Origin of the sequence: Paenibacillus sp. FSL R7-0312 (assembly GCF_038004445.1) — a bacterium.
Taxonomy (GTDB): Bacteria; Bacillota; Bacilli; order Paenibacillales; family Paenibacillaceae; genus Paenibacillus_AQ.
The window spans coordinates 5,626,803-5,652,824 of record NZ_JBBORE010000001.1 but is presented as its reverse complement, the minus strand read 5'-3'; the positions used below and the strand labels follow the sequence as shown (position 1 = coordinate 5,652,824).

General features: G+C 52.9%; 24 protein-coding genes. 16 read left to right on the top strand and 8 right to left on the bottom strand.

Going from position 1 to position 26,022, the window contains the following annotated elements; genetic code table 11:
• Positions 1-20 precede the first annotated feature (20 nt).
• The 3 genes from MKX70_RS24910 to MKX70_RS24900 all read left to right on the top strand — a co-directional run bounded on the left by MKX70_RS24910 (position 21) and on the right by MKX70_RS24900 (position 3,301).
• Positions 21-881 (top strand): DegV family protein, encoded by an 861-nt coding sequence (locus MKX70_RS24910; protein ID WP_042235774.1) that lies wholly within the window; start codon positions 21-23, stop codon positions 879-881.
• Between the two features lie 14 nt (positions 882-895).
• Complete coding sequence (gene recG / locus MKX70_RS24905; protein WP_340841068.1) at positions 896-2,947, top strand: ATP-dependent DNA helicase RecG; 2,052 nt, start codon at positions 896-898, stop codon at positions 2,945-2,947.
• Between the two features lie 66 nt (positions 2,948-3,013).
• A complete protein-coding gene (locus MKX70_RS24900; RefSeq protein WP_039298036.1) occupies positions 3,014-3,301 on the top strand; it encodes a stage VI sporulation protein F in 288 nt (95 codons plus the stop codon).
• A gap of 111 nt (positions 3,302-3,412) precedes the next feature.
• On the opposite strand, the gene MKX70_RS24895 is transcribed toward MKX70_RS24900, so the two are convergent.
• On the bottom strand, positions 3,413-4,285 hold the full coding sequence (locus MKX70_RS24895) for a YitT family protein (protein ID WP_340841067.1): 873 nt from the start codon (positions 4,283-4,285) through the stop codon (positions 3,413-3,415).
• A 70-nt stretch (positions 4,286-4,355) separates the two neighbouring features.
• On the bottom strand, positions 4,356-4,715 hold the full coding sequence (locus MKX70_RS24890) for a hypothetical protein (RefSeq protein ID WP_340841066.1): 360 nt from the start codon (positions 4,713-4,715) through the stop codon (positions 4,356-4,358).
• A 182-nt stretch (positions 4,716-4,897) separates the two neighbouring features.
• Between MKX70_RS24890 and MKX70_RS24885 the strand changes: the two genes are divergently transcribed.
• Positions 4,898-5,311: a DUF2500 domain-containing protein gene (locus MKX70_RS24885; protein ID WP_231637855.1), complete on the top strand. Its 414-nt coding sequence runs from the start codon at positions 4,898-4,900 to the stop codon at positions 5,309-5,311.
• 141 nt (positions 5,312-5,452) lie between these two features.
• A complete protein-coding gene (locus tag MKX70_RS24880) occupies positions 5,453-8,161 on the top strand; it encodes a calcium-translocating P-type ATPase, SERCA-type (RefSeq protein ID WP_042242388.1) in 2,709 nt (902 codons plus the stop codon).
• A 99-nt stretch (positions 8,162-8,260) separates the two neighbouring features.
• Here the strand turns inward: MKX70_RS24880 and MKX70_RS24875 are convergent, their stop codons facing one another.
• Positions 8,261-9,190: a C40 family peptidase gene (locus tag MKX70_RS24875; RefSeq protein WP_042235783.1), complete on the bottom strand. Its 930-nt coding sequence runs from the start codon at positions 9,188-9,190 to the stop codon at positions 8,261-8,263.
• 326 nt (positions 9,191-9,516) lie between these two features.
• Here MKX70_RS24875 and MKX70_RS24870 point away from each other — a divergent pair, with 326 nt between their 5' ends.
• The 3 genes from MKX70_RS24870 to MKX70_RS24860 all read left to right on the top strand — a co-directional run bounded on the left by MKX70_RS24870 (position 9,517) and on the right by MKX70_RS24860 (position 12,369).
• Positions 9,517-10,593: an ABC transporter substrate-binding protein gene (locus tag MKX70_RS24870; RefSeq protein ID WP_042235785.1), complete on the top strand. Its 1,077-nt coding sequence runs from the start codon at positions 9,517-9,519 to the stop codon at positions 10,591-10,593.
• A gap of 68 nt (positions 10,594-10,661) precedes the next feature.
• Positions 10,662-11,588: an ABC transporter permease gene (locus MKX70_RS24865; protein ID WP_042136618.1), complete on the top strand. Its 927-nt coding sequence runs from the start codon at positions 10,662-10,664 to the stop codon at positions 11,586-11,588.
• Complete coding sequence (locus MKX70_RS24860; protein ID WP_039298046.1) at positions 11,575-12,369, top strand: ABC transporter ATP-binding protein; 795 nt, start codon at positions 11,575-11,577, stop codon at positions 12,367-12,369. The genes MKX70_RS24865 and MKX70_RS24860 overlap by 14 nt, the downstream gene beginning before the upstream one ends.
• Positions 12,370-12,518: 149 nt before the next feature.
• Here MKX70_RS24860 and MKX70_RS24855 read toward each other — a convergent pair whose 3' ends face one another.
• Positions 12,519-12,641, bottom strand: coding sequence for a hypothetical protein (locus tag MKX70_RS24855; protein WP_269322101.1), 123 nt, complete (start codon positions 12,639-12,641; stop codon positions 12,519-12,521).
• 192 nt (positions 12,642-12,833) lie between these two features.
• On the opposite strand from MKX70_RS24855, the gene MKX70_RS24850 reads away from it, so the two are divergent.
• The 4 genes from MKX70_RS24850 (at position 12,834) to MKX70_RS24835 (ending at position 17,889) form a co-directional block, all read left to right on the top strand.
• Positions 12,834-13,625, top strand: a complete 792-nt coding sequence (locus tag MKX70_RS24850) for an SDR family oxidoreductase (RefSeq protein ID WP_042235790.1) — start codon at positions 12,834-12,836, stop codon at positions 13,623-13,625.
• Between the two features lie 224 nt (positions 13,626-13,849).
• Positions 13,850-14,575, top strand: a complete 726-nt coding sequence (locus MKX70_RS24845) for an MgtC/SapB family protein (RefSeq protein ID WP_039298052.1) — start codon at positions 13,850-13,852, stop codon at positions 14,573-14,575.
• Between the two features lie 86 nt (positions 14,576-14,661).
• Complete coding sequence (locus MKX70_RS24840; protein ID WP_042235792.1) at positions 14,662-15,651, top strand: aldose 1-epimerase; 990 nt, start codon at positions 14,662-14,664, stop codon at positions 15,649-15,651.
• 426 nt (positions 15,652-16,077) lie between these two features.
• Positions 16,078-17,889: an LTA synthase family protein gene (locus MKX70_RS24835; protein WP_340787245.1), complete on the top strand. Its 1,812-nt coding sequence runs from the start codon at positions 16,078-16,080 to the stop codon at positions 17,887-17,889.
• Between the two features lie 15 nt (positions 17,890-17,904).
• Here MKX70_RS24835 and MKX70_RS24830 read toward each other — a convergent pair whose 3' ends face one another.
• The 4 genes from MKX70_RS24830 to MKX70_RS24815 form a co-directional block, all read right to left on the bottom strand.
• Entirely contained in the window at positions 17,905-18,891 is a 987-nt protein-coding gene (locus tag MKX70_RS24830) for a hypothetical protein (protein WP_042235797.1), read from the bottom strand.
• Entirely contained in the window at positions 18,888-19,880 is a 993-nt protein-coding gene (locus MKX70_RS24825) for a hypothetical protein (RefSeq protein ID WP_340787241.1), read from the bottom strand. Before MKX70_RS24825 ends, MKX70_RS24830 begins: the two co-directional genes overlap by 4 nt.
• Entirely contained in the window at positions 19,870-20,790 is a 921-nt protein-coding gene (locus MKX70_RS24820; protein WP_340787238.1) for a helix-turn-helix transcriptional regulator, read from the bottom strand. The genes MKX70_RS24825 and MKX70_RS24820 overlap by 11 nt, the downstream gene beginning before the upstream one ends.
• Positions 20,791-20,915: 125 nt before the next feature.
• Complete coding sequence (locus MKX70_RS24815) at positions 20,916-21,104, bottom strand: hypothetical protein (RefSeq protein WP_042136633.1); 189 nt, start codon at positions 21,102-21,104, stop codon at positions 20,916-20,918.
• A gap of 256 nt (positions 21,105-21,360) precedes the next feature.
• On the opposite strand from MKX70_RS24815, the gene MKX70_RS24810 reads away from it, so the two are divergent.
• From MKX70_RS24810 to MKX70_RS24795, 4 genes are read left to right on the top strand one after another with little or no spacing between them, the layout of a single operon-like run.
• Positions 21,361-22,374, top strand: a complete 1,014-nt coding sequence (locus MKX70_RS24810) for a substrate-binding domain-containing protein (protein WP_042235806.1) — start codon at positions 21,361-21,363, stop codon at positions 22,372-22,374.
• A 24-nt stretch (positions 22,375-22,398) separates the two neighbouring features.
• Positions 22,399-24,258: a cache domain-containing sensor histidine kinase gene (locus MKX70_RS24805; protein ID WP_340841064.1), complete on the top strand. Its 1,860-nt coding sequence runs from the start codon at positions 22,399-22,401 to the stop codon at positions 24,256-24,258.
• A gap of 21 nt (positions 24,259-24,279) precedes the next feature.
• On the top strand, positions 24,280-25,506 hold the full coding sequence (locus tag MKX70_RS24800) for a response regulator transcription factor (RefSeq protein ID WP_042235812.1): 1,227 nt from the start codon (positions 24,280-24,282) through the stop codon (positions 25,504-25,506).
• Positions 25,507-25,549: 43 nt separating this feature from the next.
• Positions 25,550-25,873 (top strand): hypothetical protein, encoded by a 324-nt coding sequence (locus MKX70_RS24795; RefSeq protein ID WP_042235816.1) that lies wholly within the window; start codon positions 25,550-25,552, stop codon positions 25,871-25,873.
• Positions 25,874-26,022 lie beyond the last annotated feature (149 nt).

Genomic DNA, 26,022 nt, shown 5'->3' with positions numbered 1-26,022 from the left:
ATAGTATGGGGAGGAAATCCATGAATCGTACCGTAATCGTTACCGACAGCACTTCCGATATCCCGCCTGCCTTGGCGGATCAGTACGGCATTGAAGTCGTTCCGCTGACACTGATGTTCGGCGAAGAGGCTTTCCGGGATAATCTGGATATGACTCCGGAGCAGTTCTATGAGCGTCTTCCCCGCTCGCCGCAGTTGCCGACCACCTCACAGCCGTCGCCGGTCGAATATATGAACGTGTACCGCAGCATTCAGGAACGTTATCCGGGCAGTCCGATCCTGTCCTTCCATATCTCCTCCGGACTTAGCGGAACCTATCAATCTGCTGTCCTGGCCAAATCCATGCTGGAAGAGGAAGGGGAGTCGGTCACCGTGGTTGACTCCCTGTCCGCTTCCTACGGATTCGGGTTCATGGTAGTGGAAGCCGCTAGATTGGCCGGGCAGGGTAAGGCGCCGGAGGAAATTCTGGAGCAGGTAGAGAGTCTGCGCAAGTCGCGCAAGCTGTACTTCCTGGTGGATACGCTGGAATATCTCCAGAAGGGCGGCAGAATCGGCAAAGCGTCCGCCATCCTGGGTACGCTGCTCAATATCAAGCCGATCCTGTCGATCGATGCAGAAGGAATCATCTATGCGGTAGAGAAGGTTAGAGGCCGCAAGAAGGCAGTTGCCCGCATGATCGAGCTGTTCAAGGCGGATCTGCCGGGTGTGAACAAAATCAATGTGGCCGTGGGTCATACGGCTGAACCGGCTTCCGGCGAAGAATTCCTGAGGGAATTGTCCGGGCATTTCACCTTGGAAGAGAAGGTACTGACCAACATTGGACCTGTCGTAGGCAGCCATGTCGGCAACGGGACCTTAGCCGTATTCATCTGGCCCGCCTAGTATAGGGGATGAACATGGTGCTGGCTTTGGAATCCATTGAAGTGAAACAAATAACTGGCGTGAGCGCTCAAAAGCAAGGTGAGCTTCACGCCTTTGGCGTCTTTACAGTGAAGGATTTGCTGGAATACTACCCGTTCCGTTATGAGGATTTCCGGCCTAAGTCTCTTAGTGAAGTTAAGCATGGGGATAAAGCAACCCTGGTAGCTAAGGTGATCGGCATTCCGGTGCTGCAGCGCTTCGGGGGCAAATCACGTATGAGCTGCAAGATGGTGGCCGAGCCGTGGATGTTCACGGCAACATGGTTCAATCAGCATTATGCACGTGAGCAGCTGACAGTGGGCCGCGAAGTAGTATTAACCGGGAAATGGGACCAGAAACGCAATCAGATTACCGTAACCAATTATGAATTTCCGGACCGGGGAGAAGGCAAGACAGGAACCTTGCAGCCGGTGTACTCTGTAGGCGGCAAGATCACTCAGTCATGGATCCGCAAAGTCATAGGCCAGGCCCTGCAGCAGTATGGAGAGCTGATTCCGGAAATACTGCCGCACAGTATTATGCGCAAATATGATTTCATGTCGCGTAAAAAGGCGATTGCCACTATCCATCAGCCGGAGGATACACGCGAAGGTCAGCAGGGAAGGCGCAGGATGGTCTATGAAGAGCTATTCTTGTTCCAGCTCAAGGTACAGGCCTTCCGTGTACTAAACCGCGGCAGAATGGACGGTGTGGTCCATACAGTGGATAACGCTACAGTTCGCCAGTTTGTGCGGAGCCTGCCGTTTGAACTGACGGACGCCCAGAAGCATGTAGAGCTGGAGATTCTGCATGACATGCGCTCAGGGCATTGTATGAACCGGCTACTGCAAGGCGATGTAGGCTCCGGCAAAACCGTGCTGGCGGCAATCGCACTGTATGCCACTGTAAGGTCAGGGTTCCAGGGGGCACTGATGGTGCCGACTGAAATCCTGGCAGAGCAGCATATGCGCTCGCTTACGAGGATGTTTGAGCCGTTTGGTATAACCGTCGGTCTGCTGACCGGGAGTGTGACCGGACGCAAACGTAAGGATCTGCTGGCTTCCCTGCAGCTGGGAATGCTGGATGTGGTCGTCGGAACCCATGCGTTAATACAGGATGATGTCTTCTTCCGCAGTCTGGGGCTTGTAGTCACGGATGAGCAGCACCGCTTCGGGGTGAACCAGCGCAGCGTCCTGCGGCGCAAGGGCTATAATCCGGATGTGCTGACGATGACGGCAACCCCGATTCCGCGTACGCTGGCGATCACTGTTTTTGGCGACATGGATGTGTCTACACTGTCGGAACGGCCGAAGGGACGCGTACCGATTACGACCTACTGGGTGAAGCCCGATCTGATGGAGCGGGTGCTGAATCTGATCAGCCGCGAGATAGACCAGGGCCGGCAGGCCTATCTGATTTGTCCGCTCATTGAGGAGTCGGAGAAGCTCGATGTGCAGAATGCGATTGATCTGCATGTTCAGATGTCTCAGGCTTTCCCGGGATACAAGGTAGGGCTGCTTCACGGGCGGATGACACCTGCGGAGAAGGATGAAGTAATGCGTGCCTTCTATAGCAACGAAGTGCAGCTGCTGGTCTCTACGACGGTCGTAGAGGTGGGGGTGGACGTGCCGAATGCCACGCTGATGATCATCATGGATGCCGACCGCTTCGGCCTGTCCCAGCTGCATCAGCTGCGCGGACGGGTTGGCAGAGGGGAGCATGCTTCCTACTGCGTGCTGATGGCAGATCCCAAATCTGAGATTGGCAGAGAGCGGATGACGGCCATGACGGATACGGACGACGGCTTCGAGGTGTCCCGGCGTGATCTGGAGCTGCGGGGACCGGGGGATTTCTTCGGGACGAAGCAGAGCGGGCTGCCGGAATTCAGGTTGGCGGATATGACAGCCGATTTCGAAACGCTGGAGCTGGCGCGCGATGATGCTGCGGAGCTGCTGCGGGATGCCGCGTTCTGGACATCAGCGGATTATGCTCCGCTGCGCGGGTACCTGCAGCAGGAGCAAATTTTCCAGGGAGATTTAATTGACTGATTAGGCACATGCGGAGACCAACCCTCATATACTGTGAATGATTGGATATGACGGGAGGTGCTATGCTTGGGTTATCAGCAATTCGGAATCAGTCCTGCGCTGGTGGATCGCATTAAGCTGAAGATGAAGAATCCGGCGGTTAAGGAACGCATCAAGAATATGATCAACGGAATTTCCAAACAAGAGCTGCAGGACACTGCCGTTGTGCGCAGACTGGTGCGCAACGCTTCTGCAGTGATGAATGAGAAGCTGACGTCCTCGCAGGAAGAGCAAATTGTTAAATTTGTGATTGCCCAGAAGATTGATCCGGGCAACACATTTCACCTGATCCGCTTATGGGGAATGTTCCGCTGACAGGGCGGAGCCTGCCCTTGCCTGATCTAACCAAAAAGCGTTCCCGCAACTAAATGCGGGAACGCTTTTTGGTTGATCAGGGGCTGGAAGCTGTCCGGTGAATACCCTTGGTCATCCTGGCGGGTGATTACGGAAGAGCGCAGAAATCCGGCTGTTCCGGGCCGCGTTAATGACAATCTTACTATCCTGGTCGCATCCGTGGACGATGGAAGCCAGCTTCTCCTCCTCCAGCCTGCTAGCCAGGCAGAAGACGGTGCCCGGCTGTCCCTCAGGACCGGTGGACCTGACGAGTTTTACTTCGCGGTCAAGAGACTGCTGGAGCCTGCGGCGGATCTCTTCACAGTTGCTGCTCGTAATCCAGACAGCCTGGGAGAGGGATAAGTCTCTTAACGAGAAGCGCAGGGCTTCAAAGGCCAGGAGGTAAGCAATGATGCTGTACATCGCCTGATCCCACCCAAACAATGAACCGCCAAAAAGCAGAATGGCACAGTTGAACAGCATAATCACCATTTCAGCAGATTTGGGCGGACCGCCATTCAGCAGCCGGACTCCCTGCTTCTCGCTTCCGCTGGTAATGCCTCCGAAGCGGACAGAGATGCCAAGTCCAAAGCCCAGGCACAGTCCGCCGGCTATCGCAGCAGGCAACGGTTCGCTGGTGGCGGCAGGGAAGTGGTGGAGGGCCAGCGAGCCCCCCGTCAGACAGATTAATCCAAGCATTGTATACAGGGCAAACCGGAGATTAATCTGCCTGCGCGACATTAGAATGAACGGAAGGTTGAGCAGGAACAGAAATAAGCCAAGACGCATTTCGGTCAGATGAGACAGCAGGGCAGACAATCCGGCGATGCCGCCCGGCAGCAGCTTGTGCGGCATCAGGAACAGTTCCAGTCCTACAGCAGCGAGCAAGCCCCCGCCTATAACCGAGAGCAGGCGAAGTATTCTGGAAGGGCGCAGGGGGGCAGCCCCTCTATATCTGATTTTCAATGGATTTCCTCCTTTCAGCAGGAAACCTGAATGATAATGCGTTGTGCACTCAAAGGATTTAGGAAAGCCTTTACCTTATAAAGTGTGATGTGCATTTCAGCGGATACAGCAGCAGCCGCTTCAGAATGATGTAAATGATGGGGAAAAACGACACACAGAGCAGAGGCAGGGACGCTTCCGGATGAAGCGCCAGCAGGTTCTCAGGATGGGCCAGCCGCGCGGAAGGAATGTAATGGAACGTTGTGCTGTGCACACGGACCGGCTGAGCCATTTTATGCTCATAACGCTCCAGTCTGGCATGCTGCACTTCGGAAGCCTCCTGTACGTTCAGCAGTTGGGAAGAAGCAGCCAGAAATGTCAGGAGAAGCACCGGTATGAAGGCCGCCTTCAGCAGCTTAGAAATGGACAAGCGCGCTAGATATGTCATCAAGAGAACACCTCCTTACTGTATATTGTAGTTAAAGCATAACATATGATTCTGGGCAGGACCAAATTTCCGGCACTTTTTTTTGGGGGGGAATTTCATGAAAATACGAAACCAGAGCCGGTACACCGCGTATTCTCTAGTAAAATGAACATTTTATAATTATTTTTACCAAAGGAGCGTTTAATTTGCATATAGAGGGCATTTTTAACGGATTTCTCAATTCGGCTTTAGCCAGTTCCTCCCGCGGCTTCTTCTCCGAAGGGCCATATTTATTACAACTGGTGCTGCTGCTGATCGCAGTTTTTGTTGCTTACACTATTACCAGAGCCCTGAAGATCTGGATGACCAACAATGCCAGCCCGCTCGAGTCGAGGGTGGCGACAGCAGTTACTAAACGCGCGGAGGTGTGGGGCGGCAGAGGGCATGCGGGTACTCACACCAGCTACTATGTAACCTTTGAATTCCAGGACGGGAACCGGAGGGAGCTGGAAGTGAAGGCCAAAGCGTATGGTCTGATCGTTGAGGGAGACAGGGGGGAGCTGACCAGCAAGGGGACCCGGTTCAAAGGATTCGCCCGTTCGAGCAGGCGCAACCTTTGATAAATATACATATGTTTTTAGAATTCTCCTGCTATTTTTGGGTAAAACTCCATATAAGGGTTTGATTGAACTAAATAAATTATAGAAGGAGCGGATGATTTGAACTCAGATTCTACTAAAAGCAAAAGTAAAGAAGGTGTACTGTTCCATACTCTGGATACGGCTGAGGTGCTAAAGCAGCTGGAGAGCAGGGAAGCAGGGCTGACTGCAGAAGAAGCGGCACGGCAACTGGAACATTACGGCAAGAACATGCTGCAGGAAGCCAAGTCTAAATCGCTGCTGGCCAAATTCATTGAGCAATTCAAGAATGTAATGATTTTCATCCTGCTGGCGGCTGCCGTACTCTCGGGAATCCTTGGAGAGTGGACGGATACCGTTATCATTTTGCTGGTGGTGATCCTGAATGCCGTGCTGGGCGTCATCCAGGAGAACAAAGCGGAGCAGGCGCTGGAGGCTCTCAAAAGCATGTCCTCTCCGCAGGCGAGAGTCCGCCGGGGCGGACAGGTCACAGAGATCAAAAGCGAGGAGCTGGTGCCTGGCGATATTGTGCTGCTGGAAGCCGGCAACGTGGTGCCCGCTGATCTACGTCTGCTCGAAGCGGCGTCACTGAAGACCGAGGAGGCGGCGCTGACCGGTGAATCACTGCCCTCGGATAAGCAATCGGGAGTGCTGGAAGGCAACGATCTTGTGATCGGTGACCGGACGAATATGGCTTATATGAGCAGCAGCGTAACCTATGGACGGGGTGTGGGTGTGGTAACGGCTACGGGGATGCATACCGAAGTGGGCCGGATCGCCGGATACATCTCCGAGGCGGAGAATGAAGTTACCCCATTGCAGAAAAAGCTAGATGAGCTTGGAAAATATTTCACCTTCATTATCCTGGGTGTCTGTGTCGTTATCTTCGTGGTCGGCTGGTTGGAGGGCAGAGAGCTGCTTGATATGCTGCTGACCTCCATCTCACTTGCAGTAGCGGCGATTCCGGAAGGTCTTCCGGCCATCGTAACCATCATTCTGGCGCTAGGCGTGCAGCGGATGGCTAAGCGTAAGGCAATTATCCGCAAACTGCCTGCTGTGGAGACACTGGGCAGTACGGAGATTATCTGCTCTGACAAGACGGGCACATTAACACTTAACAAGATGACCGTTGAAAAGCTGTATGTTGGCGGAGAGACGGTCGAGGCCGATTCGAAGCTTAACGATACGCCGGGCGGTGATTTGCTACTGCAAGCGATGACCCTGTGCAATGATTCCAGCATAGACGAAGGCAAAAGTGCTGCAGATAAAGCTTCGGATGGGGCCCGGGCAGAGGTGAAGCCTGGTTTAGCAGGCGGGACAAGGAGCGGTAAAGCCATTATCGGCGACCCTACCGAAACGGCGCTGGTTGACTTCGCACTCAGCATCGGGACAGACAAACGGGAGCTGGAGCAGCGTTATCCGCGGGTGAATGAGCTGCCTTTTGATTCGGACCGAAAGCTGATGACGACGATTCATAAGCTGGATAACGGTGAGTTCCGGGTGCTAACCAAGGGAGCGCCGGATGTACTGGTGTCCAAATGCAGCCATATTCAAGAGAACGGCACCGTGGTGCCCTTGACGGAGGCGCATATCAGCCGGATCACAGCCAGCAACAAAAGTCTGGCAGACGAAGCGCTGCGGGTGTTGGCGTTTGCTTACCGCGACCATGCAGAGCAGCCCTCCGATCCTTCGCCGGAGGGGACGGAGAAGGATCTGGTGTTCATCGGCCTGACCGGGATGATCGATCCGCCGCGCGAGGAGGTCCGGGATGCGGTTGCCGTGTGCAGACGGGCGGGCATCCGTCCGGTGATGATCACCGGGGACCACCGGGACACGGCTGCCGCCATTGCTAAGCGGCTTGGAATCATCGACGATGACAAGGCAGTGCTGACCGGCCGCGAGCTGGATCAGATCAGCGAGGCGGATTTTGCCACAAGAGTGGCCGATTATTCCGTGTACGCCCGTGTATCACCTGAGCATAAGGTGCGGATCGTCAAGGCCTGGAGACAAATGGGCAAAATCGTTGCTATGACAGGTGACGGAGTTAATGATGCGCCTGCGCTGAAATCAGCGGATATCGGTGTTGGTATGGGCATCACAGGAACAGATGTGGCCAAAGGCGTATCCGACATGGTACTGGCCGATGATAATTTCACTACGATTGTCGTTGCTGTCGAAGAAGGCCGCAAGGTATACAGCAACATCCGCAAAGCGATCCAGTTCCTGCTGTCGGCCAATTTGGGGGAAGTGGTGACCCTGTTCATTGCGACACTGATCGGCTGGCGGATTCTTGAACCGATTCATATCCTGTGGATTAATCTGGTCACAGATACCCTGCCGGCGCTCGCGCTCGGACTGGAAAAAGCGGATAATGATGTGATGTCGAAGAAGCCGCGTAAATCGAGCAGCAGTATTTTTGCCGGAGGCGTGGGGATTGGAATCATCTATCAAGGGCTGCTTGAGGCGGCACTGACCCTGCTGGTGTATTACTGGGCACATACCCATTACGACGAAGGTGTTGCAGTCACGATGGCCTTTGCGACGTTGGGACTGCTGCAGCTTACCCATGCTTTCAATGTCAGATCCAATACCAAGTCATTGTTCCAGATCGGCTTGTTCAGCAACCGCTACATGCTGGGGGCTTCGGTCATCTCGGGACTTCTGCTGGTGCTGGTTATTATCATTCCCGGGCTGAATGAATGGTTCGGAGTGGAGCATCTGAGCGGTCTGCAGTGGGGAATTGTCTGCGGGGCTGCAGTGGCGATAGTGGTGATTGTGGAGCTGGTGAAGCTGATTCTCCGCTTAAGCGGGCGCAGTAAGAACTGGGAATAGTATACTGCCGGACAATGGCGGTGGCATAAAAAAATGCAAGGTGGTACGGCGCTTCGGCAGAAGCCCGTAACCTTCCTTGCATTTGTTATATTTAGGGGATTATAACACCCGCTGCATGTGCAGAATAACATTACTCCAGTACCCGCTGTCCAGGTCACTGATCTGTACTCCGGGATCGCCCCAAGTATGAATGAAACTGCCGCCCCCCATGTAGATGCCTACATGACCGGGAATGGCGTCGCTCTCGAATCGGCCGGGTACCGTGAAGAAAATTAAATCCCCGGGCTCCAGCTCGCTTCTTGATATGCGTCTGCCGATATTATCCTGATCTTTGGCCAGCCGAGGGAGATCGACACCAAATTTCTTAAATACATGACGGGTGAAGGATGAGCAGTCAAACCGTTTGGTCTCCTCATAAGGTCCGGCACCGAAATCGTAGGGTACGCCGAGATACTTCTTGGCATAGGCGATTAGTTCACCGGTATCCACATTGGAGACACTCTGGATCCGCAGCGGCTTAGCTGCTTCACCTGCACCAGTATTGGCAGTAGTATCCCTGTCAGAGGGGGCAGCAATATTGATCTCTCCGGTGCTTGGATTCCAGCCAACCTCGGTCTGCAGCAGCTTGGACAATGCATTAGGCGTGATGTAGATTTGACCTTCGCGGCGGATAGGAACATCCGGCAGGGTGATCTTCTCCCCCAGGGAGAAAACCTGGCTGGAATCCGGACGGAGCATGTACATTACATCGCTGTAGCCCAGCTTGGTATATCCTCCGCTTGAGGTGTCGTCTTTCATTCTGTATCCTATGGAGGCAGCGGCCGGCTTCAGCGGAATCCAATACTTGCCTTCTTTGTCCGTGATGGCATTCTTCTCATAGTAGCTCCCGGCAAATGTTCCGGTTGGCGTAACCGAATTCCCCTTCGGGGTATCGTCCTTGCTGGAATAGCTGCAGGCGGTTGAGCCAAGAATGACGGCAGTAAGCAGTGCGGCTGTGGCCGCAGTTTTGTATGCGTTGTTTATTGGCATTTGGCACGCTCCATCTTCAAACTTTAAGTAAAGTTTGTGCAGGGCGGCTTTTTTTATGTGGATAAGGGTTTAGCAATCAATGTCAAGAGCAACAGGCTTGTTCTTGTCGAAACATCAGCCCATTGTGCGTTTTTTGTAAAATATGGAGCCGTGATAAATGATTGACGGAAAATCAACCTACATATAATATATGTTTAATAGATTGCGGCAGTGGATGCGGAAATGGTGCGGGCTTTTGCTTTAATGCTTTCAAAGATGAAAGCGATACTGCTGAACCGCTAACCCAGGTTCGCGCGCTGAATCCGTAAAAGAAGAGGGGTTATCTGATGAAGAGAAAGAACATTTGGCTTGGCCTGAGTATGTCCTTGATGCTGGTAGCAGCAGGTTGCGGTAACAATAATGCAGCCGTAAATAATGGAGCCAATGCAGGAAATACTCCGGCAAACGCAACCAGCGCTCCGGCAGACACCGGTTCTGCGGAGACCAAATCCTATACGATTGCCATCTCACAGTATGTAGAACATCCGTCGCTGGATGCAACACGGGAAGGCTTCCTGGCGGCACTGAAGGACGCCGGAATCGTGGAAGGCGAGAATTTGACGGTAGACCTGGAGAATGCCCAGGCGGATCAGGCAAATAACCTGTCCATTGCCCAGAAGATTGCCGGCGACAAAAATGACCTGGTACTGGCCATCGCCACTCCTTCCGCTCAATCGGTCGTGCAGAATGTAAACAAGGACACACCAATTCTGTTCGCGGCAGTCACTGACCCGCTGGATGCCAAACTTGTAAGCGACCTGGATCATCCCGGCGGCAATGTCTCCGGCGCATCCGATACGAATCCAGAATCGATTACGCGTCTGATGAATTTCATCGCAACGCAGTTTGCGGATGTGAAGAAGCTGGGACTTGTCATTAATGAAGGTGAACCTAACGCAGTAGTTATGGCGGATATTGCCAAGGAAGAGCTGGACAAGCACGGTATTGAGCTGGTCAAGGCGGCGATCACGAATACATCGGAAGTGAAGCAGGCTGCTGAGTCCCTCGTTGGACGTGTGGATGCCCTCTACATTACACTTGATAACTCTGTTGTAAGCGGTGTGGATACAATCATTCAGACTGCCAATGACAACAAGCTTCCGTTCTTCTCTGCAGACCGTGATACGGTGGAGAAGGGTGCTTTTGCAACTGTAGGCTTCAAATATTATGATCATGGCTACCAGGTTGGCGAAATGGCAGTGGAAGTGCTTAAGAACGGTACAAGCCCGGGTGATATGAAGGTAACGATGCAAGAGAAGCTGGATCTCATTCTTAACCTCAAAGCGGCAGCAGCTCAGGGCATTGAAGTAACCGATGCTATGAAGGCTGAAGTTGCAGATCCTGACAATAACATTATTCAATAACATACAGATATCATAAGGGGGCGTTCCCAATGCGGGCGCCCTTTGCCGCTTGAGGGAGGAAGTCATCTATGTATAGTTCATTAATCGGCGCCCTGGAAATGGGCCTGCTGTACGCTTTTATGGCACTCGGGGTGTATATTACATTTCGTATTCTTGATTTTCCGGATTTAACTGTAGACGGGAGCTTCACCACCGGCGGCGCGATTGCCGCGGTCATGATAACCCACGGATATTCTCCGCTGCTGGCAACAGTATGTGCCCTGCTCGGAGGGATGGCTGCAGGCATGTGTACAGGACTGCTGCACACTAAAGGGAAGATCAACGGCCTGCTATCCGGGATTCTGATGATGATTGCGCTATATTCCATCAATCTGCGGATTCTCGTGCGGCCGAATGTTTCCTTAATGGGTGAGGTATCTCTTTTCAGCTCTATTAATCCTCTGTTGGTTATGCCCTTTGTGGTTCTGCTGGTCAAGATCCTGATGGATCTGTTCCTGCGTACAGACCTTGGACTTGCCCTGCGTGCAACAGGAGATAATTCCCGGATGATCCGCAGCTTCGGGGTCAATACGGATACTACGACGATTCTCGGTATCAGTCTGGCGAACGGAATGGTGGCCCTCTCGGGTGCACTGATCGCTCAATATTCTACATTTGCCGATTCATCCATGGGTATAGGCATGATTGTTATCGGGCTGGCTTCGGTAATTATCGGGGAAGCGATATTCGGTGCGGGTAACGTCTTCCGCGCTACATTGGCTGTAGTGCTCGGCTCCATCGTCTACCGGATCGTTGTGGCGCTGGCTCTGCGGGTGCCATGGCTCAAGGCTTCGGATCTCAAGCTGATTACGGCTATTATCGTTATCATCGCCCTCGTCTTCCCGTCTGTTCAGCGGTTCCTGAAGCAGAAGACGATGGCCCGCAGACGGACTGAAGAGCTTGCGGAGCTGACCCGCAGCAGCAAGAAAGGAGGGGCAGCCGATGCTAAAGCTTGATAATGTATCCAAGCTGTTCAACCCGGGTTCCCCTGACGAGAAGATTGCCCTGCTGGGTATAGATCTGGAGCTGAGCGCCGGAGATTTCGTGACGATTATTGGCAGCAACGGGGCCGGTAAATCGACACTGATGAATATTATATCCGGTGTCATGAAGCCGGATCTCGGTGAAGCGCGCATTGAAGGCAGCTCGATCAGCAATCTGGCCGAGTACCAGCGCGCACGCTGGATCGGCCGTGTCTTCCAGGACCCGATGGCTGGTACAGCGCCTCATATGACCATTGAGGAGAACCTGGCCATGGCTTATAAGCGGGGTCAGAGCCGCGGGCTGTCCTTCGGAGTGAATGCGGCCAGACGCACGCTGTTCCGGGAGCAGCTCAGCAAGCTGGGCATTGGCCTGGAGAACCGGCTGCGCGCTAAGGTAGGGCTGCTCTCCGGAGGCGAGCGGCAGGCGCTTAGCCTGCTGATGGCGACCTTCACCCAGCCGCAGATTCTGCTGCTGGATGAGCATACAGCTGCGCTGGACCCTTCGCGCGCTGAACTGATCACGAAGCTTACGGAATCCATTGTCCGTGAGATGAAGCTGACTACACTGATGGTCACCCACAACATGGATCAGGCTATCCGTTTAGGCAACCGGCTGATTATGATGGACAAGGGGTCGATCATTCTCGATTTTGATGAATCCCGCAAGAAGGATCTGACGGTAGAGCGGCTGCTTGGTGAATTCGAAGCCATTAGCGGCCATAAGCTGGCGGATGACCGGATGATGCTGGGATAAGCAGGTATCGAACCTGGTGAAGGCTTGAGTGCTGTCTGTTAAATGGACAGCTGCTCAAGCCTTTATTGTTGTGTCTTTACTCTTTAATGGTGAAGAGGATTCGGTTAAATCCGTCCAGGGCTTCCTTCAGTTGAGTCAGATGACGTTCTTCATAAATGCCGATGAAACACAGCTGACCATTTGCCTTCAGGCTTCCGGTTCAGGGTCTCGGACGAGAGGCCGGAGACCGCAGCGCAGATCTGATCACGGATCCCTTCATTATGATTCATCATGAGTAATAATCTCCTCTGTGTAGAAAATAAAAGCATGTCTAAAGTCAATTTCATTAGAGCCTCTTAAATTATATCCCCAAATATGCTTTGTCAAAACAGCAGGGCCAGCCGATTCACCAAGCGGTATGGGAGGTATATTTAACGAAAGAACTTGATTTTGAACAACAATGACCATAGGAGGAAACTACACATATGAACACTAAGAAGCTGGAAGGCAAAGTAGCAATCGTAACCGGAGGCGGATCGGGCATCGGCCGGGCCACGGTGCTGGAGTTCGCCAGAAATGGAGCTAAGGTGGCTCTTCTGGACCGGACCGTGGAGAACGCAGAGAAGGTTGCACGTCAGGTGGTGCAGGAAGGCGGAGAAGCCGCTGTGTTCGAATGCGACATCGCTGAGCCGCAGCAGGTGGAGGACGCCGTGAAGCAGGTTGTTGCCAAGTGGGGGAAGCTTGACATCGTGTTTGCGAATGCCGGGATTAACGGAGCGATGACACCAATTGAGACAATGGATATTGAGTCCTGGGACCAGACCATACAGATCAATCTCCGCGGTACGTTCGCTACGGTCAAATATGCCATCCCCCATTTGAAGGAGCAGGGCGGCAGCATCCTGATCAACAGCTCCATCAACGGTAACCGTGTATTCTCCAACATCGGATTCTCAGCATATAGCACAACGAAGGCCGGGCAGGTCGCTTTTATGAAAATGGCGGCGCTGGAGCTGGCCCAGTTCAAAATCCGCGTGAACGCCATCTGTCCTGGTGCGATCACCACTAATATTGATGACAATACGTACCCTTCGGATGATCTTAAGGAAGTGCAGATCGAGGTTGAATTCCCGGATGGCGGACAGCCGCTGGAGAAGGGACCCGGGCGTCCTGATCAGGTAGCCAAGCTGGCGCTGTTCCTGGCTTCTGCGGATTCGGATCATATTACAGGAACGGAAATCTACTGTGATGGAGCAGAATCGCTGCTGCATGGCTGATTCTTCTATTCGTACCTTTCCACTCATATAATGTATGGAGTACAGCCTTTTACTACAAGCGGGCGTTGTCCCTTTGCCGGAGCTCATCAGGTACTGATTGATGACCGGGTACAGAGGTGCAGACGTCCGTTTTTTCTTTTAAATCTGCTTGCGAAAAATTACTGTAAAGATTGCAGTGCTTTTCAGGTATACTGATTCTATCTGTCACGGAGAGGAGGACAACTATGAATATTGATTTGCACACGGAGTCGATTGTGAAGCTGCTTGTGGCCATGCTGTTCGGGCTGTTCATCGGGATTGACCGGCAATTGAAACAGAAACCGCTGGGAATCCGGACCAGTATGGTCATTAGCATCGCCAGCTGCCTGGTAACGCTGGTCTCGATCCATGCTTATGACAAGTTCGGCGGTACAGATCATCCCAATATGGACCCGATGCGTCTGGCGGCGCAGATTGTCAGCGGGATCGGTTTTCTCGGGGCGGGCGTCATTCTGCGCAGAGGGGGAGATGCGATATCGGGACTCACATCTGCGGCGCTCATCTGGACGGCTTCCGGTATCGGGATTGCGGTCGGCGCGGGATTCTATGTAGAAGCGGGTTATGCAGTTGTGCTGCTTATGTTCGCAGTAAATGCAGTGCCCCTGCTAATTAAAGCCATTGGCCCGGAGGTGCTGAACAAACATGAGATATCGATTAAGATCATCATGGAACCGAACTATATTCTAACCGATGTGATCCAGAAAATTGAGCAGCGCCATATCATTGCCGAGCAGCGCAAAACACGTAAAACCGGCCGGACGATCCGGCGGATGAAGATCAAGGATCTCGAAGACGGGAGACAAATGATTGATATGGTGATCTCCGCACCAGACCGTGATTATGCTACGGAAATCTATTATGATGTGAAGAAAATTGAACATGTGATGAGTGTCGAAGTGGAACAGCTGTAAAATTGGCATGTTGCCAATCCGGCAGATGTGGTACTCTATCTATGAGAGAGTCATTATGAGTTTATGGAAGGGAGTTTAAAGTTATTATGTCGATTACTGCATTTGAAGGACAATATGAGGGAGAGGCCGCAGTCTGGCTCAAAGCTGGACGTTATGAGGCCGCAGTTCTGCCGGGCATCGGAGGCAACCTGATCTGCTTCCGTGATACTGAGAGCGGTTACCGTTTCCTGCATGAGCCGGGCTCAGAGGAAATGGAAGCATTCAAGGCAAACCCCGGGATTCACGGCATCCCTGTATTGTTCCCGCCGAACCGATATGAGGATGGAGAGTTCCCGTGGAATGGACAAACCTACCGTTTTCCGGTAAATGAGGCTAAGACGGGTAACCATCTGCACGGGTTCCTACATACAGCAGCCTGGGAGGTCGAAGAATTCGGCAGCGGCAAAAGCGAAAGCTTCGTCACTGTAGCGATCAAGGTGGATGAGAATCATCCTTCTTATCAATATCTGCCGTTCAAATACACCGTCAAGCTGCGTTATACTCTGGGAGAAGGCGGCCTGTCCCAGCAACTGCTGGTTCATAATGACGGCGCAGAGCTGATGCCTTGTCTGCTGGCGTTCCATACTGCCATTAATGCTCCGTTCGCACCAGGCAGCACGCCGCAGGATTACCGTGTGAAGCTGACCATCGGCGAGCGCTGGGAGCTTAGCGACCGGATGCTGCCGACCGGCAAATTCCAGGAGCTGACTGCGGATGAAGTGGCACTGCGTGATGAGGGCTTGTATCCGTTCTATGCGCCAATGGATAACCACTATACCGCTGTAGCCCAGAATGGCCGCAACCGTATGGAGCTTACCGACAGCAAAGCCGGCGTTACCCTGGTGTATGATGTGGGAACCTCCTATAAGCAGTGGATGATCTGGAACAACGGAGCTACCGAAGGGTTCTTCTGTCCGGAGCCGCAAATCAACCTGGTGAATGCACCGAAGGTAGATCTTCGTGCCGATGACATCGGATTGTTTGGTCTGGAGCCAGGGGAGTATTGGGAGGAGACTAGCCGCCTATATGTGAAGTAGGGGGAAATAGATTGAACCGGGAAAATTCCACTGTAGGGATTAGCCGAGGCTGCAGAGAATGTTTGACTTCCGGCCACTGTTAGGTTTGTATTTCCTGATTTAAACTGCTGTTCGCAGTAGAAATACAAACCTAAAGGCGGACGCTATCGCTCCTACAGTTCAAACTTCTCTTCCGCCACTCCACCCTCATTGTATATTTTCAAGTTCAAGCTATATAGTTTTGAAGAATATATAAAAAGAGCAGCGAAGTTTGCTGCTCTTTTTTGTTGCAGAAATAACGTGCTGGAAATCTCGTATCCATGGATTATGGAGGAGGCTGTGAGGTGCATAATACGAAGATGTACTTCTTTTGGATACTGAATTTTAAGGCGGCTTTAAGCTAAAAGGCGTATACTACTCCTTTAATCTAGTTAGGAGTGAATCCATTTGTCGCGGTTATTGCCTTCCAAACGTTTGTCGTATTTGCTGTTAGTCTTGCTGGCCGGGGGATTTGTGCTGAATTTTTTCCTGCAGGCAGCATCCTTTAGTATGAATATATCCGGTGCTCTGCAGTGGACCCGCGGTTACCCTTGGCTGTATGGTGCGGGAGGTCTGTTCCTTTTCTTCATTCTGCTCTTAAGTTCAGTGATATTGCCTAATACATATGCAGGGCCTGCAGTTGTCAGTTTAATGTGTCTAATGCTGGGTGTAGCTGATTATCAGAAGCTTGTCACGCGAGGAGAGCCGCTTTTTCCATGGGATCTGATGCTGGTCAAGAATGCCGGTGAAATGAGCAAGATTACCAAAGGAATGATCTCACCGCTGGCGGTAATAGCCGCAATATTAGTGGCTGTTGGTCTGGTGTACATGATCCGCAAGTTGCCCAGGAACAGAATCAAGCTGCCTTTACGCTTAAGCCTGGGCGGAATCTCAGTCGCGCTGAGCGCAGGTTTTCTTGTGCTTGTGTCGGGCCATTCGTCTGTTGTTACCGCTATGAACTACCAGAACATCTTCTGGAACCAGAAGGTTAATTATTCGCAGAACGGATTCATATTTGCTTTTGCCGGGAATTTGCGGCAGAGCCTGCTGGAGAAGCCCGAAGGGTACAGCCGTGAAGCGGTTGAAGCGGTGTCAGCTAAGTATTCGGCATTGCCGGATGAACCGGCGGTAGCCAGTCCCGGGGAACAGCCGAATATACTGTTTATGATGGATGAGGCTTTCTTTGACCCTACGCGTCTGCCGGGGTATACCTTAAGCGAAGATCCGCTGAAATTCATTCATACGGCGGCGGATGAGACTCCGTCTGGTTATTTGCTGTCACCGGAATTCGGCGGCAATACAGCCAATGTTGAATTCGAGGCCATGACCGGGCTGTCGATGTATTTCCTTGGGGACGGAACCATTCCCTATCAACAGCGGATTGTCAAAATGTCCTCAATGCCGTCCATCGTCAGTATTCTAAAATCGCGGGGCTACCATGCACAGGCGCTGCATCCGTTCGATGAGACCTTCTATAACCGCAACCGTGTCTATCCGGTACTTGGTTTTGACAGCTTCATCAGTGAAAAGGATCTGCCGGATGCTAACCGCCTCACCCCGGATGGCTATATATCCGACAAGGCTGCTGTACAGGAGGCTGTCCGCGAGCTTAAGTCGGCGTCGAGGCCGGCCTTCCTGCATCTGGTGACGATGCAGAATCATTTCCCGTTCACCAAAGGGCTGAACGGACCGAACACGATTACCGTAGAAGGCGGACAGCCGGCGCAGAAGGACGAACTGGAGACTTACGTGCAGGATACTAAGCTGACCGACGAGGCACTGGCTTATCTGCAGGAAGAGCTGCTGACGATTGAACGTCCAACCGTTGCTGTATTCTGGGGCGACCATCTGCCGGCGCTGACCGCCGGGATCTATACAGAGGCCGGCTGGGATCAGGAGCCTAGATTGAAGCACGAGACGCAGCTGCTGATTCTGGCTAACTATGATATCGGAAATGAGCCGCTGGGGACACTTAGTCCGGCTTACCTTGGCCCAACCGTCTTTAGACTATCCGGCCAGCCGCTGCCTGCCTATTACAAGCTGCTGGAGCAGGTGCAGGAAGAAATCCCCGGCCTCAGCAAGAATGTGCTGGTCGGGTCCGGCAGCAGCGGAATCCTGACTGGATTGACACCCGGGCAGCAGGAGCTGCTGGATGACTATCGCCTGATCGAATATGATCTGCTGGAAGGGGAGAAGTACGCGGAAGGCTTAATGTTCTAACCGGAATAGCATGACTCAGCGCAGCCCCACATCATGGAAGCGGTTCTCGATCGGCTCGCGCAGCAGCACGCGGATGGACTGAATCGCTTCGGCCTCGGTATGCTTAGCCTCGCGGATGAGAGGAAGCAGCCTTTGTGGCCGTAGAGTTGGAGCATGAGACGCGTTCGGGCTTAATAGAGCTGTAATTTCATGATAGACAGCAGAAAGACGCTCATAATGGCTGGCGGTAGACTCGAGCTCAGGCCAATATTCGCAGGCTGCTCTGGTATAGCTGGACGCGTCTTTCTTAGAGGCAGCATAGAACACCAAGGTTTCATAAGCACCGGAAGCATCATATGATCTGCCTGACAAGGCGTCCAGCATGGCATCATAAGCCTGCAGTCCGCAGGCATACTGCGATTCCGGCAGCATCGGATCATGTACCTCTGCCTTGTATACAGCCTGGAGGAAGGATTCTCTGATCACCTGCCTTATGTCCTTCCGGATCTGTCCTTCGAAGATCTGACAGTGCCAATAAGGGCTCGCATTTCTTCCCAGCTGATCATAAGGCAGCTCCAGTTCTGCTCTTGAAGATATTTCGTTGTAGCAGAATACCTGCTTCTGATCATCGGAGCGGGTTATCACCACAAACTTATCTTTCCAGCAGACGACAGGAGTGCCTTGCTCAAGCGATTTGCGGATTTCCAGGATAGCCTGCTTCTGATAGAGCGGAAATGTAGGAGCGAAATGAAACCCTGCCGCCTGAGTCGAAATCATTCCGATTAAATCTGCAGCTACCGTATGCTCAGCCATCCAGTTATAAGCCGTAGGTGAGTCACGGTGAAGCTGCCTATGCAAGGACAGACGGAAACAGGAGGCAGTCATTCCGGATAACATATATTTGGGCAGTGTGAACCAGCCGTTAGCCGACAGAACCTGGTACATGGCATCTACATAAGAATGAGTCAACTGCGGAGGATGCAAGGCCGCTGGTACTGAATCCAATTCTGTTCTGTTCATCATCTGGCCGTATGCGCCCCCCATCTTGGCAGAATGGAACGTTTCCGGTCCGGATACCGCCCGGAGATTAATCTAAACTGCTGCATAGCGCGTTCCTCCAGCTCAAGCGCCTGCTGCAAGGCGGCACAGAGTGAGGGAAGCTGCTGCTGCACCAGCGTCATGCTGCCGTTAATCAGCGTATGAGCAGCCTTCGACTGCCCGCACAACATCTCATCCAGCTCAGCATAAATGCTATGAACCTCATTCAGCCCCGGCAAGACGGACTGAACCTCCTGCAGATAACTCCGGATCTCTGAGCGCGCTGTCAGGAGTGATTCGAGAATATAGACGGCTCCGCTGCTGTCGAACTTTCCCTGCTGAAGAGCCCGGATCAGGAAACTGTAAGCCATTCTGCCTGATGCAATGCTCTGATCGGGCAGTGTTTTGTATGGAGTCTCCCAATCCTCAAGGGCGAGCCTCAGTGATTCCAGTACTGCGTCATGCAGCGGAATATCAACCTTATCTCCGAAAAACTGGCAATACCAGAACGGGGTAATGTTGAGGCCGAAGTTATCATAGAGCACATAACGGGTCTCGATGGACGATCCATCCTGCACATAGAACACCCGGTCGTCCTCATCATAGCCGTGAATAACGCCGAACTCCGGTATCCAGTAGACACAGGCGAGTCCGCGGTCCAGACTATGCTTCACATCTTCAATGGCGGCCTGCTGATATACGGCGAACGAATCATGTCTTGTTCTCCCTCCGCTATGTCCGGTAAGGACGCCGAGATTATCGATGGCCGGTCCATGCTCTTTGCCCCACTGTCCATAAGCGGTAACGGAGAAGGGGAAGAGCTTCTCATGCACAGAGAATTTGAAGGCCATACCGCTGAGCCCGGAGAGCATGAATGTGGGTCCATGGAATAACCCTGCGGCAGTGAGGACGGCATAGAGGGCATCGGTAAAAGATTTGGATTCGCGCTTCATTTGTATTCCGTTAATGATCACTCCGGCTCTCCTGTTCATTCAGCAGATTCAGTACGTTCTGGCATCTGATCCTTACTTTCTCTTTCAGCCATTTGGGGGACAGAATTTCAGACCATTCCGAGCTGAACAGCTGCCCCACAAAGGCATCCGTGTCAATAAATTCAATTTCATAGACTTCTCCATCAGCGGATCGGATCGTATACCCTCCCCATGAGGAATCCGCAGGCATCCCGCTCAGCCGGATTCTGGCTGTGAACGGCTTCAGCTTCCGGATCTGATCCGGCGGAGCCGATGGAAATTCTTCGCTTGTTGCAAAATATCTGTCCGTCAGCTTCAGCTGCAGGATCTCGGACAAGTTATAGAACTCCGTCTGGCAGTTCCCTTCAACAGCTGCAAGCACATAATCTTCATCCAGACGGCGGCTCAGTTTCAGGGGACAGAGATATAGCTCCTGCGGTTTGTCCGGCTGTTTCCGGCAAAGGATGTGAATTACGTTACGGGCCTGAATGGCTTGCTCCAGGAGCCCGATAACCTGCAGACGCCGGGCATTTACTTCAAACAGAGGCAGCTTGTATTCTCCAGCCTGCAGGGGCTGGTCTGTGAACCGTTCCAGCAGGCCACCGACTCTCCGGATAGTCTGGCCGTTCTCATAATCATAATGGCTGTACCGGTAAGCCAGATATTTCAGTACCTGCTGCTCTTCGTCGGTGATGTACAGATGAGGCAGCACAAAGCTATTATCCTCGTACATATATCCGCGCTGGCTGGCCACGTACCGGAGCGGAGCCCGTAGAGATTCCGCCATATATTCAATATCCCGCTGCGCCTGGCGCCTGGAGATTTCGAATTGCTCCGCAAGAATATTGCTGTTCGGATAACAGGCATTTCTGATTTGCTGGTCAAACCACTGAATACGGTGAATATGGCTCATGCGGCTCCGCTCCTTTCTGTCAGATTTCAGTATAGCGTCTGATGAACTTCCACCGCAACAAGGTAAAGATGCCGCCCGGGCATCCATGCATGAAGCATGAAGCCGGGCGGACATCCGGGTTGTGTTTACTTGGCTACGGCATCTACTTTGGCTTGTGGCGCCTTGTCGCAGCGCTTGCAGACCTTCAGGGTTCCCCCATCAGACTTTACTTTTGTGTAGAGCAGCTTAATTCTGGTTGTTCCACAGACCGGGCAGGTGCCCCGGCCATGGGAGGGCAGGGTCCAAAGTACCCGTCCGCGCTTTGTTTTTACCATTTGTGTAGTCCTCATTTCAGCAATTTGAATGTTACTTGTCCAGTATAAAACAGCTGGTACGACATAAAATGTCGCATCAAATTCATAATTCTAAGAGCAAGGTCTCTGGTCCGCATAACGGATGCTCTAGCTGTAACAGTTCAATCCAGCGGATCGTAATTGACGGAAAGCCTGCCAAGCCTTTAGACTAGACTGGACGAAGACCGGACAATCTGGACGGCGTCATTTATTTCTTGATTTGAAAGGGGTTACATACGTGAAAAAGCTCTGGCTTGTCTACGTGCTGCTGATCGGCATCTTCCTGATCTACGTGCTGAACTACAAGCAGCAGGGGGATTCGGCGGACCCGTGGGAGACAGCCGGACTGCGCGGGAATATTGAAGATAAATATGTGATGGTCACGTTCCAGATCGGAATCGACTACTGGAAAAGCGTGCTGAAGGGCTTCGAGGATGCTGCAGAGGAGCTTAATGTGTCCGTGGAATACCACGGCTCGACCCAGCATAATGCCAATGAACAGATGACCGTATTGGAGCAGACTATCGCCAAGAAGCCGGCGGGGATTGCGATTTCGGCGGTGAATTCCAAGCTGCTCACGGCGACGATCAACAAGGCGGTGGAGGCCGGTATTCCGGTGGTCCTGTTTGATTCGGGAGCGCCGGACAGTAAGGCCTATTCTTTTCTGGGAACAGATAATTACAATGCCGGCACCCAGGCCGCACACAAAATGGCGGAGCTGACCGGCAGCAAAGGTGAAGTGGCTATAATCACCACGCCTGACCAGCACAATCATCAGGAACGGACAGACGGCTTCAGCGATACCATCCGCAGTGAATACCCGGAGATGAAGCTGGTGGGGATCAAGAACGGACGGGGAGACCAGGTCGCCTCGCGGGAAGCTGCCGAGCTATTGCTGGGAGAATATCCGCAGCTTGCGGGGATCTTTGCTACGGAGTCCAATGGCGGTATCGGTGTAGCGGAAGCGGTGGATGCGGCTCACGGCAACGGCTTGGTTCCGCAGATCATCAGCTTCGATACCGATAAAGGGACGCTTGATTTGGTGAAGGAAGGAAAAATAGCCGCTACGATGGCCCAGGGTACCTGGAATATGGGCTATTGGTCGCTTACGGAGCTGTTTCATCTGCACCGTGATCTGGAAGCGGACCCTGAAGCGTATGCGAACCATAAGCCCGTGCCCGTACCGGATACGGTCGATACAGGGATAGACGTGGTCACACGGGTGAACGTTGATAACTATTATGCCAAATAGGCTGCAGCAGAGGAGGAGCCTGTGATGCGGAGAAGCGGCCTGAACATGGAGAAGCTGAAGCTGAATAATCTGCCAATCCGCTATAAGCTGATTATTCACTTTTTGCTGATCAGCATCCTGCCTGCCATCGGGTTGGGGCTGCTGATTGGCTGGACCGTCGACCGGATTGTGGAAGAACAGAGCAACGAGAACACTATGCAGCTGATCGGCAAAGTGAATACAGCGATTGAGAACGATGTTGAGAATCTGCAGAAGATAACCTACCTGATGTCGTTTGATCCGGGAGTACAGAAGTTCCTGAAGGGGGATACAGTAAATACGGGGCAGTCTAACAATGCAGCTGGCAACGGGGAGTCGGCTGAATACAACATCCGCAAGTTTCTGCAGGGCTTCACTACGCTCAGCTCCGAGATTGCCGGGATAATGCTGGTCAATAGTGAAGGCGATTTCATCAGCAATGAGATGTATACCCGTTCTGGTACTCAGCTGACGGAGGAGGCCTGGTACAAGCAGGCAGCGGAGAACAAAGGGATCTTCAAGATTGTAGGTCATCCATACGGCCGCGCTGTAATGTCCCATGTGGATTATCAGGAGAGCGAGGTGGTCTCTGCCGTCAGGGCGATAGTCGATCCGGAAACGCAGGTCGTGCAGGGAGTGGTGCTGGTCGATCTGAAGTTGCGGGTGATTGCCGAGACGGCCAGGGATGTCACACTGGGCAAGACGGGCTATCTAACGGTGGTGGACAACAATGGGGAGATGATCTATGCGCCGCAGCACCCTTTTATGCAAAAGATTCCGGCAGGTCTATTCACCGAGTCCTCTGGAATCACCTCGGAGACCGTGGACGGCCGCCATTTGCAACTGATCTACCGGACCTCTCCCTTTACAGGCTGGACTACGATGGGCGTGTTTCCGATGGATGAGTCAGCCTTTGGGGTGCGCGAGATTACCTTCAATGTCGTAACCTTCGTGTTTGTAGTCTGTATGCTGGGGATGACGGCTTCCTTCTATCTGGCGTATTCCATCTCCCGTCCGATTGGACAGCTGGCTTCTTTCATGAGCAAAGCACAGTCCGGTGATCTGACGATTCGCTACTGGGGGAACCGTTCCGACGAGATCGGGCTGCTGGGCCGCAGCTTCAATACGATGCTGGCCCAGATTGGGCGGCTGCTGTCACTGACGGAGCTGCAGGCCCGGCAAAAGCGGGAAGCAGAGCTGCGCAGCCTGCAGGCGCATATCAAACCGCATTTCCTCTACAATACACTCGATACGATCCACTGGATGGCCCGCAGCAAGGGTGCGGAGGATATTGCCGAGGTGGTCCAGTCCTTGTCCAAGCTGTTCCGGCTAGGGCTGAGCAAAGGGAGTGATATTATTCCCCTCTCCGATGAACTCGAGCATATCGTCAGCTATCTGAAGATCCAGCAAGTCCGCTACAGCAGCAAGCTGACCTACTCGATTGAGGTTGAGCCGCAGCTACAGGAGCTGTACGTGCTTAAGCTGCTGCTCCAGCCGATGGTGGAGAACGCTATCTATCATGGCATTAAGGAACGCCGTGGTCCCGGTCATCTCTCCATTGAGGTGGTGGAGCGGGAGAATGAGCTGTATCTTACCGTTCGTGATGACGGTGCCGGGATTCCTCCGGAACGGCTAAGCATGCTTAAGCAGCGGCTTGAAGCTGTCGGGAAACAGGATCGTGAGCATGCAGATACGCCCCTGCCGGATAGCGCAGGCAGCGGATACGGAATTCTGAACGTGCAGGCCCGGATCAGGCTGACTTATGGTGAGCCTTACGGAATTATGATTGAGAGTGAACCTGGAACGGGAACGGTTGTAACACTCCGGCACCCGGTTGTCCGCGATAGCTACCCAGCGAAGGAATAAGGAACAGGAGGATCTATGAGGATGATAGACAAGTGGAAAGTAATGATTGCTGATGATGAGGGGATCATCCGCGATGGTATCCGGCAGTGTGTGGACTGGGATAGCCTGGGGATGAGTGTGATGGCGGAGGCAGAAGACGGTGAGGAGGCCCTGGAGCTGGCGCTTCATCATTCCATTGATATTGCACTGGTAGATCTCAATATGCCGATTATGCACGGCATGGAGCTGATGAAGCGGCTGCGGGAGCAGCTTCCCGGCTGCAAAATCATCGTCATTACCGGACACGATGAATTCTCGTATGCCCAGGAATCGATTCGTCTGCAGGTGAATGATTACATTCTCAAGCCCGCCGATCCGAAGCAGCTGATGCAGGTGCTCCGCGGCGTCCGCGATGAACTGGAGTCGGTGAAGCAGCAGAGCCAGCATCTGCAGCAGGCCTCCCGGCAACTGCAGAAGAATTTCCCGCTGCTGCGTGAACGCTTCTGCCAGGAATGGCTGGATGGGAATCTGAGCCAGGCGGAGATCCGGGAGCAGCTGCAGTTCCTGCAGCTGCCGCCGGAGCGGCCGGAACTGATCGGGATTATCCGCTGGAGATGGGAAGGCCAGCATCCGGGAATGAAAGAGAACGAACGCCAGCTGTATCTGTTCGCCATTGAGAATATCATCACGGAGCTGCTTGAGCCATATTCCAAGGTGATCTTCCGGGATTCCGCCGGACTGATCGTCATTCTGCTCTGGGATGCTGCAGGTGAGCGGGTGCTGGCCGGGGCGGAAGGCGCAGTGCGCAGCAATCTCAAGATCGCGGTTGAAGTCGGTACCCAGAATGTGCAGGGGGAGATTACCGAGCTGGCATCGGCATACCGGGGCTGCCGGGTAGCGCTGGCCAAGGAGCAGCCGCTATCGCCGCTCGTCCGCAGGGCGAAGCAGTATATGCAGGAGCACTACAACGAATATGGACTTACGCTGGAGGCGATGGCCGGCCAGCTTCAGGCATCACCGGTGTATCTCAGCCGCCTGTTCAAGCAGGAGCTTGGAGAATCCTTCGGCACTTACCTGACTCAGATCCGGATCCGCAGAGCTGCACAGCTTCTGCATTCTACGGAGCTAAGTATCAATGAAGTCGCTGAGCAATCGGGTTATGAGACCCAGCATTATTTCAGCACGGCGTTCAAGAAGCATACAGGTGTATCGCCGTTACAGTTCCGCAAAGGGGTATTACCGGGAGCTGGAGACAGTAAGAACGAATAAAGAATAGGGAAACCATATATTCAAGCGGCAAGGGGTGCACTGCGTGGAGGAAGTTGAATACAAGAACAATACTGGCGGAACTGCCGGAGAATACAGACAAGCTGCACTGGGCAGCATTGGAGTTCTGGAATCCTGTCTGGAGAAGCTGTCGTTCTCAGAGCTTACCAGACAGCAGATGAATCAATTTTTCGGGCAAACGGGTCCGGTGGAAGCAGAGAATATTACCCGAAGAATCTCGGATGTTTATATGGCCTTTTTAAGTAAAACCAATTTTAAGGTAAAGGCTGCGGAGAGTAACCGCCTCCTCTTCACCCGACTGAAGCAGGAACTGGATGAGATCAAGCAGGCAATAAGCGAATTGGAATAGGTACCGACCGTGTGCGCCTCCGGGCTGCATGCGGTTTTTTTGTTGTGCTGCACATAAGTTTGATTTTTATAAAAACAGTAGTCTGAGTGTAAATACGCCCTATGGCTTCTGTTGCTATACTCAACTTGTCACACGGGAGTACCCGTGGA

Excerpts from the sequence above, each read along its gene's own strand:
- MKX70_RS24860 (WP_039298046.1), top strand. The coding sequence starts at position 11,575 with ATGCTAAAGCTTGATAATGTATCCAAGCTGTTCAACCCGGGTTCCCCT.
- MKX70_RS24815 (WP_042136633.1), bottom strand. The coding sequence starts at position 21,104 with ATGGTAAAAACAAAGCGCGGACGGGTACTTTGGACCCTGCCCTCCCAT.
- MKX70_RS24800 (WP_042235812.1), top strand. The coding sequence starts at position 24,280 with ATGATAGACAAGTGGAAAGTAATGATTGCTGATGATGAGGGGATCATC.
- recG (WP_340841068.1), top strand. The coding sequence starts at position 896 with ATGGTGCTGGCTTTGGAATCCATTGAAGTGAAACAAATAACTGGCGTG.
- MKX70_RS24850 (WP_042235790.1), top strand. The coding sequence starts at position 12,834 with ATGAACACTAAGAAGCTGGAAGGCAAAGTAGCAATCGTAACCGGAGGC.
- MKX70_RS24870 (WP_042235785.1), top strand. The coding sequence starts at position 9,517 with ATGAAGAGAAAGAACATTTGGCTTGGCCTGAGTATGTCCTTGATGCTG.
- MKX70_RS24820 (WP_340787238.1), bottom strand. The coding sequence starts at position 20,790 with ATGAGCCATATTCACCGTATTCAGTGGTTTGACCAGCAAATCAGAAAT.
- MKX70_RS24830 (WP_042235797.1), bottom strand. The coding sequence starts at position 18,891 with ATGATGAACAGAACAGAATTGGATTCAGTACCAGCGGCCTTGCATCCT.
- MKX70_RS24910 (WP_042235774.1), top strand. The coding sequence starts at position 21 with ATGAATCGTACCGTAATCGTTACCGACAGCACTTCCGATATCCCGCCT.
- MKX70_RS24865 (WP_042136618.1), top strand. The coding sequence starts at position 10,662 with ATGTATAGTTCATTAATCGGCGCCCTGGAAATGGGCCTGCTGTACGCT.
- MKX70_RS24840 (WP_042235792.1), top strand. The coding sequence starts at position 14,662 with ATGTCGATTACTGCATTTGAAGGACAATATGAGGGAGAGGCCGCAGTC.
- MKX70_RS24875 (WP_042235783.1), bottom strand. The coding sequence starts at position 9,190 with ATGCCAATAAACAACGCATACAAAACTGCGGCCACAGCCGCACTGCTT.
- MKX70_RS24845 (WP_039298052.1), top strand. The coding sequence starts at position 13,850 with ATGAATATTGATTTGCACACGGAGTCGATTGTGAAGCTGCTTGTGGCC.
- MKX70_RS24805 (WP_340841064.1), top strand. The coding sequence starts at position 22,399 with ATGCGGAGAAGCGGCCTGAACATGGAGAAGCTGAAGCTGAATAATCTG.
- MKX70_RS24855 (WP_269322101.1), bottom strand. The coding sequence starts at position 12,641 with ATGATGAATCATAATGAAGGGATCCGTGATCAGATCTGCGCTGCGGTC.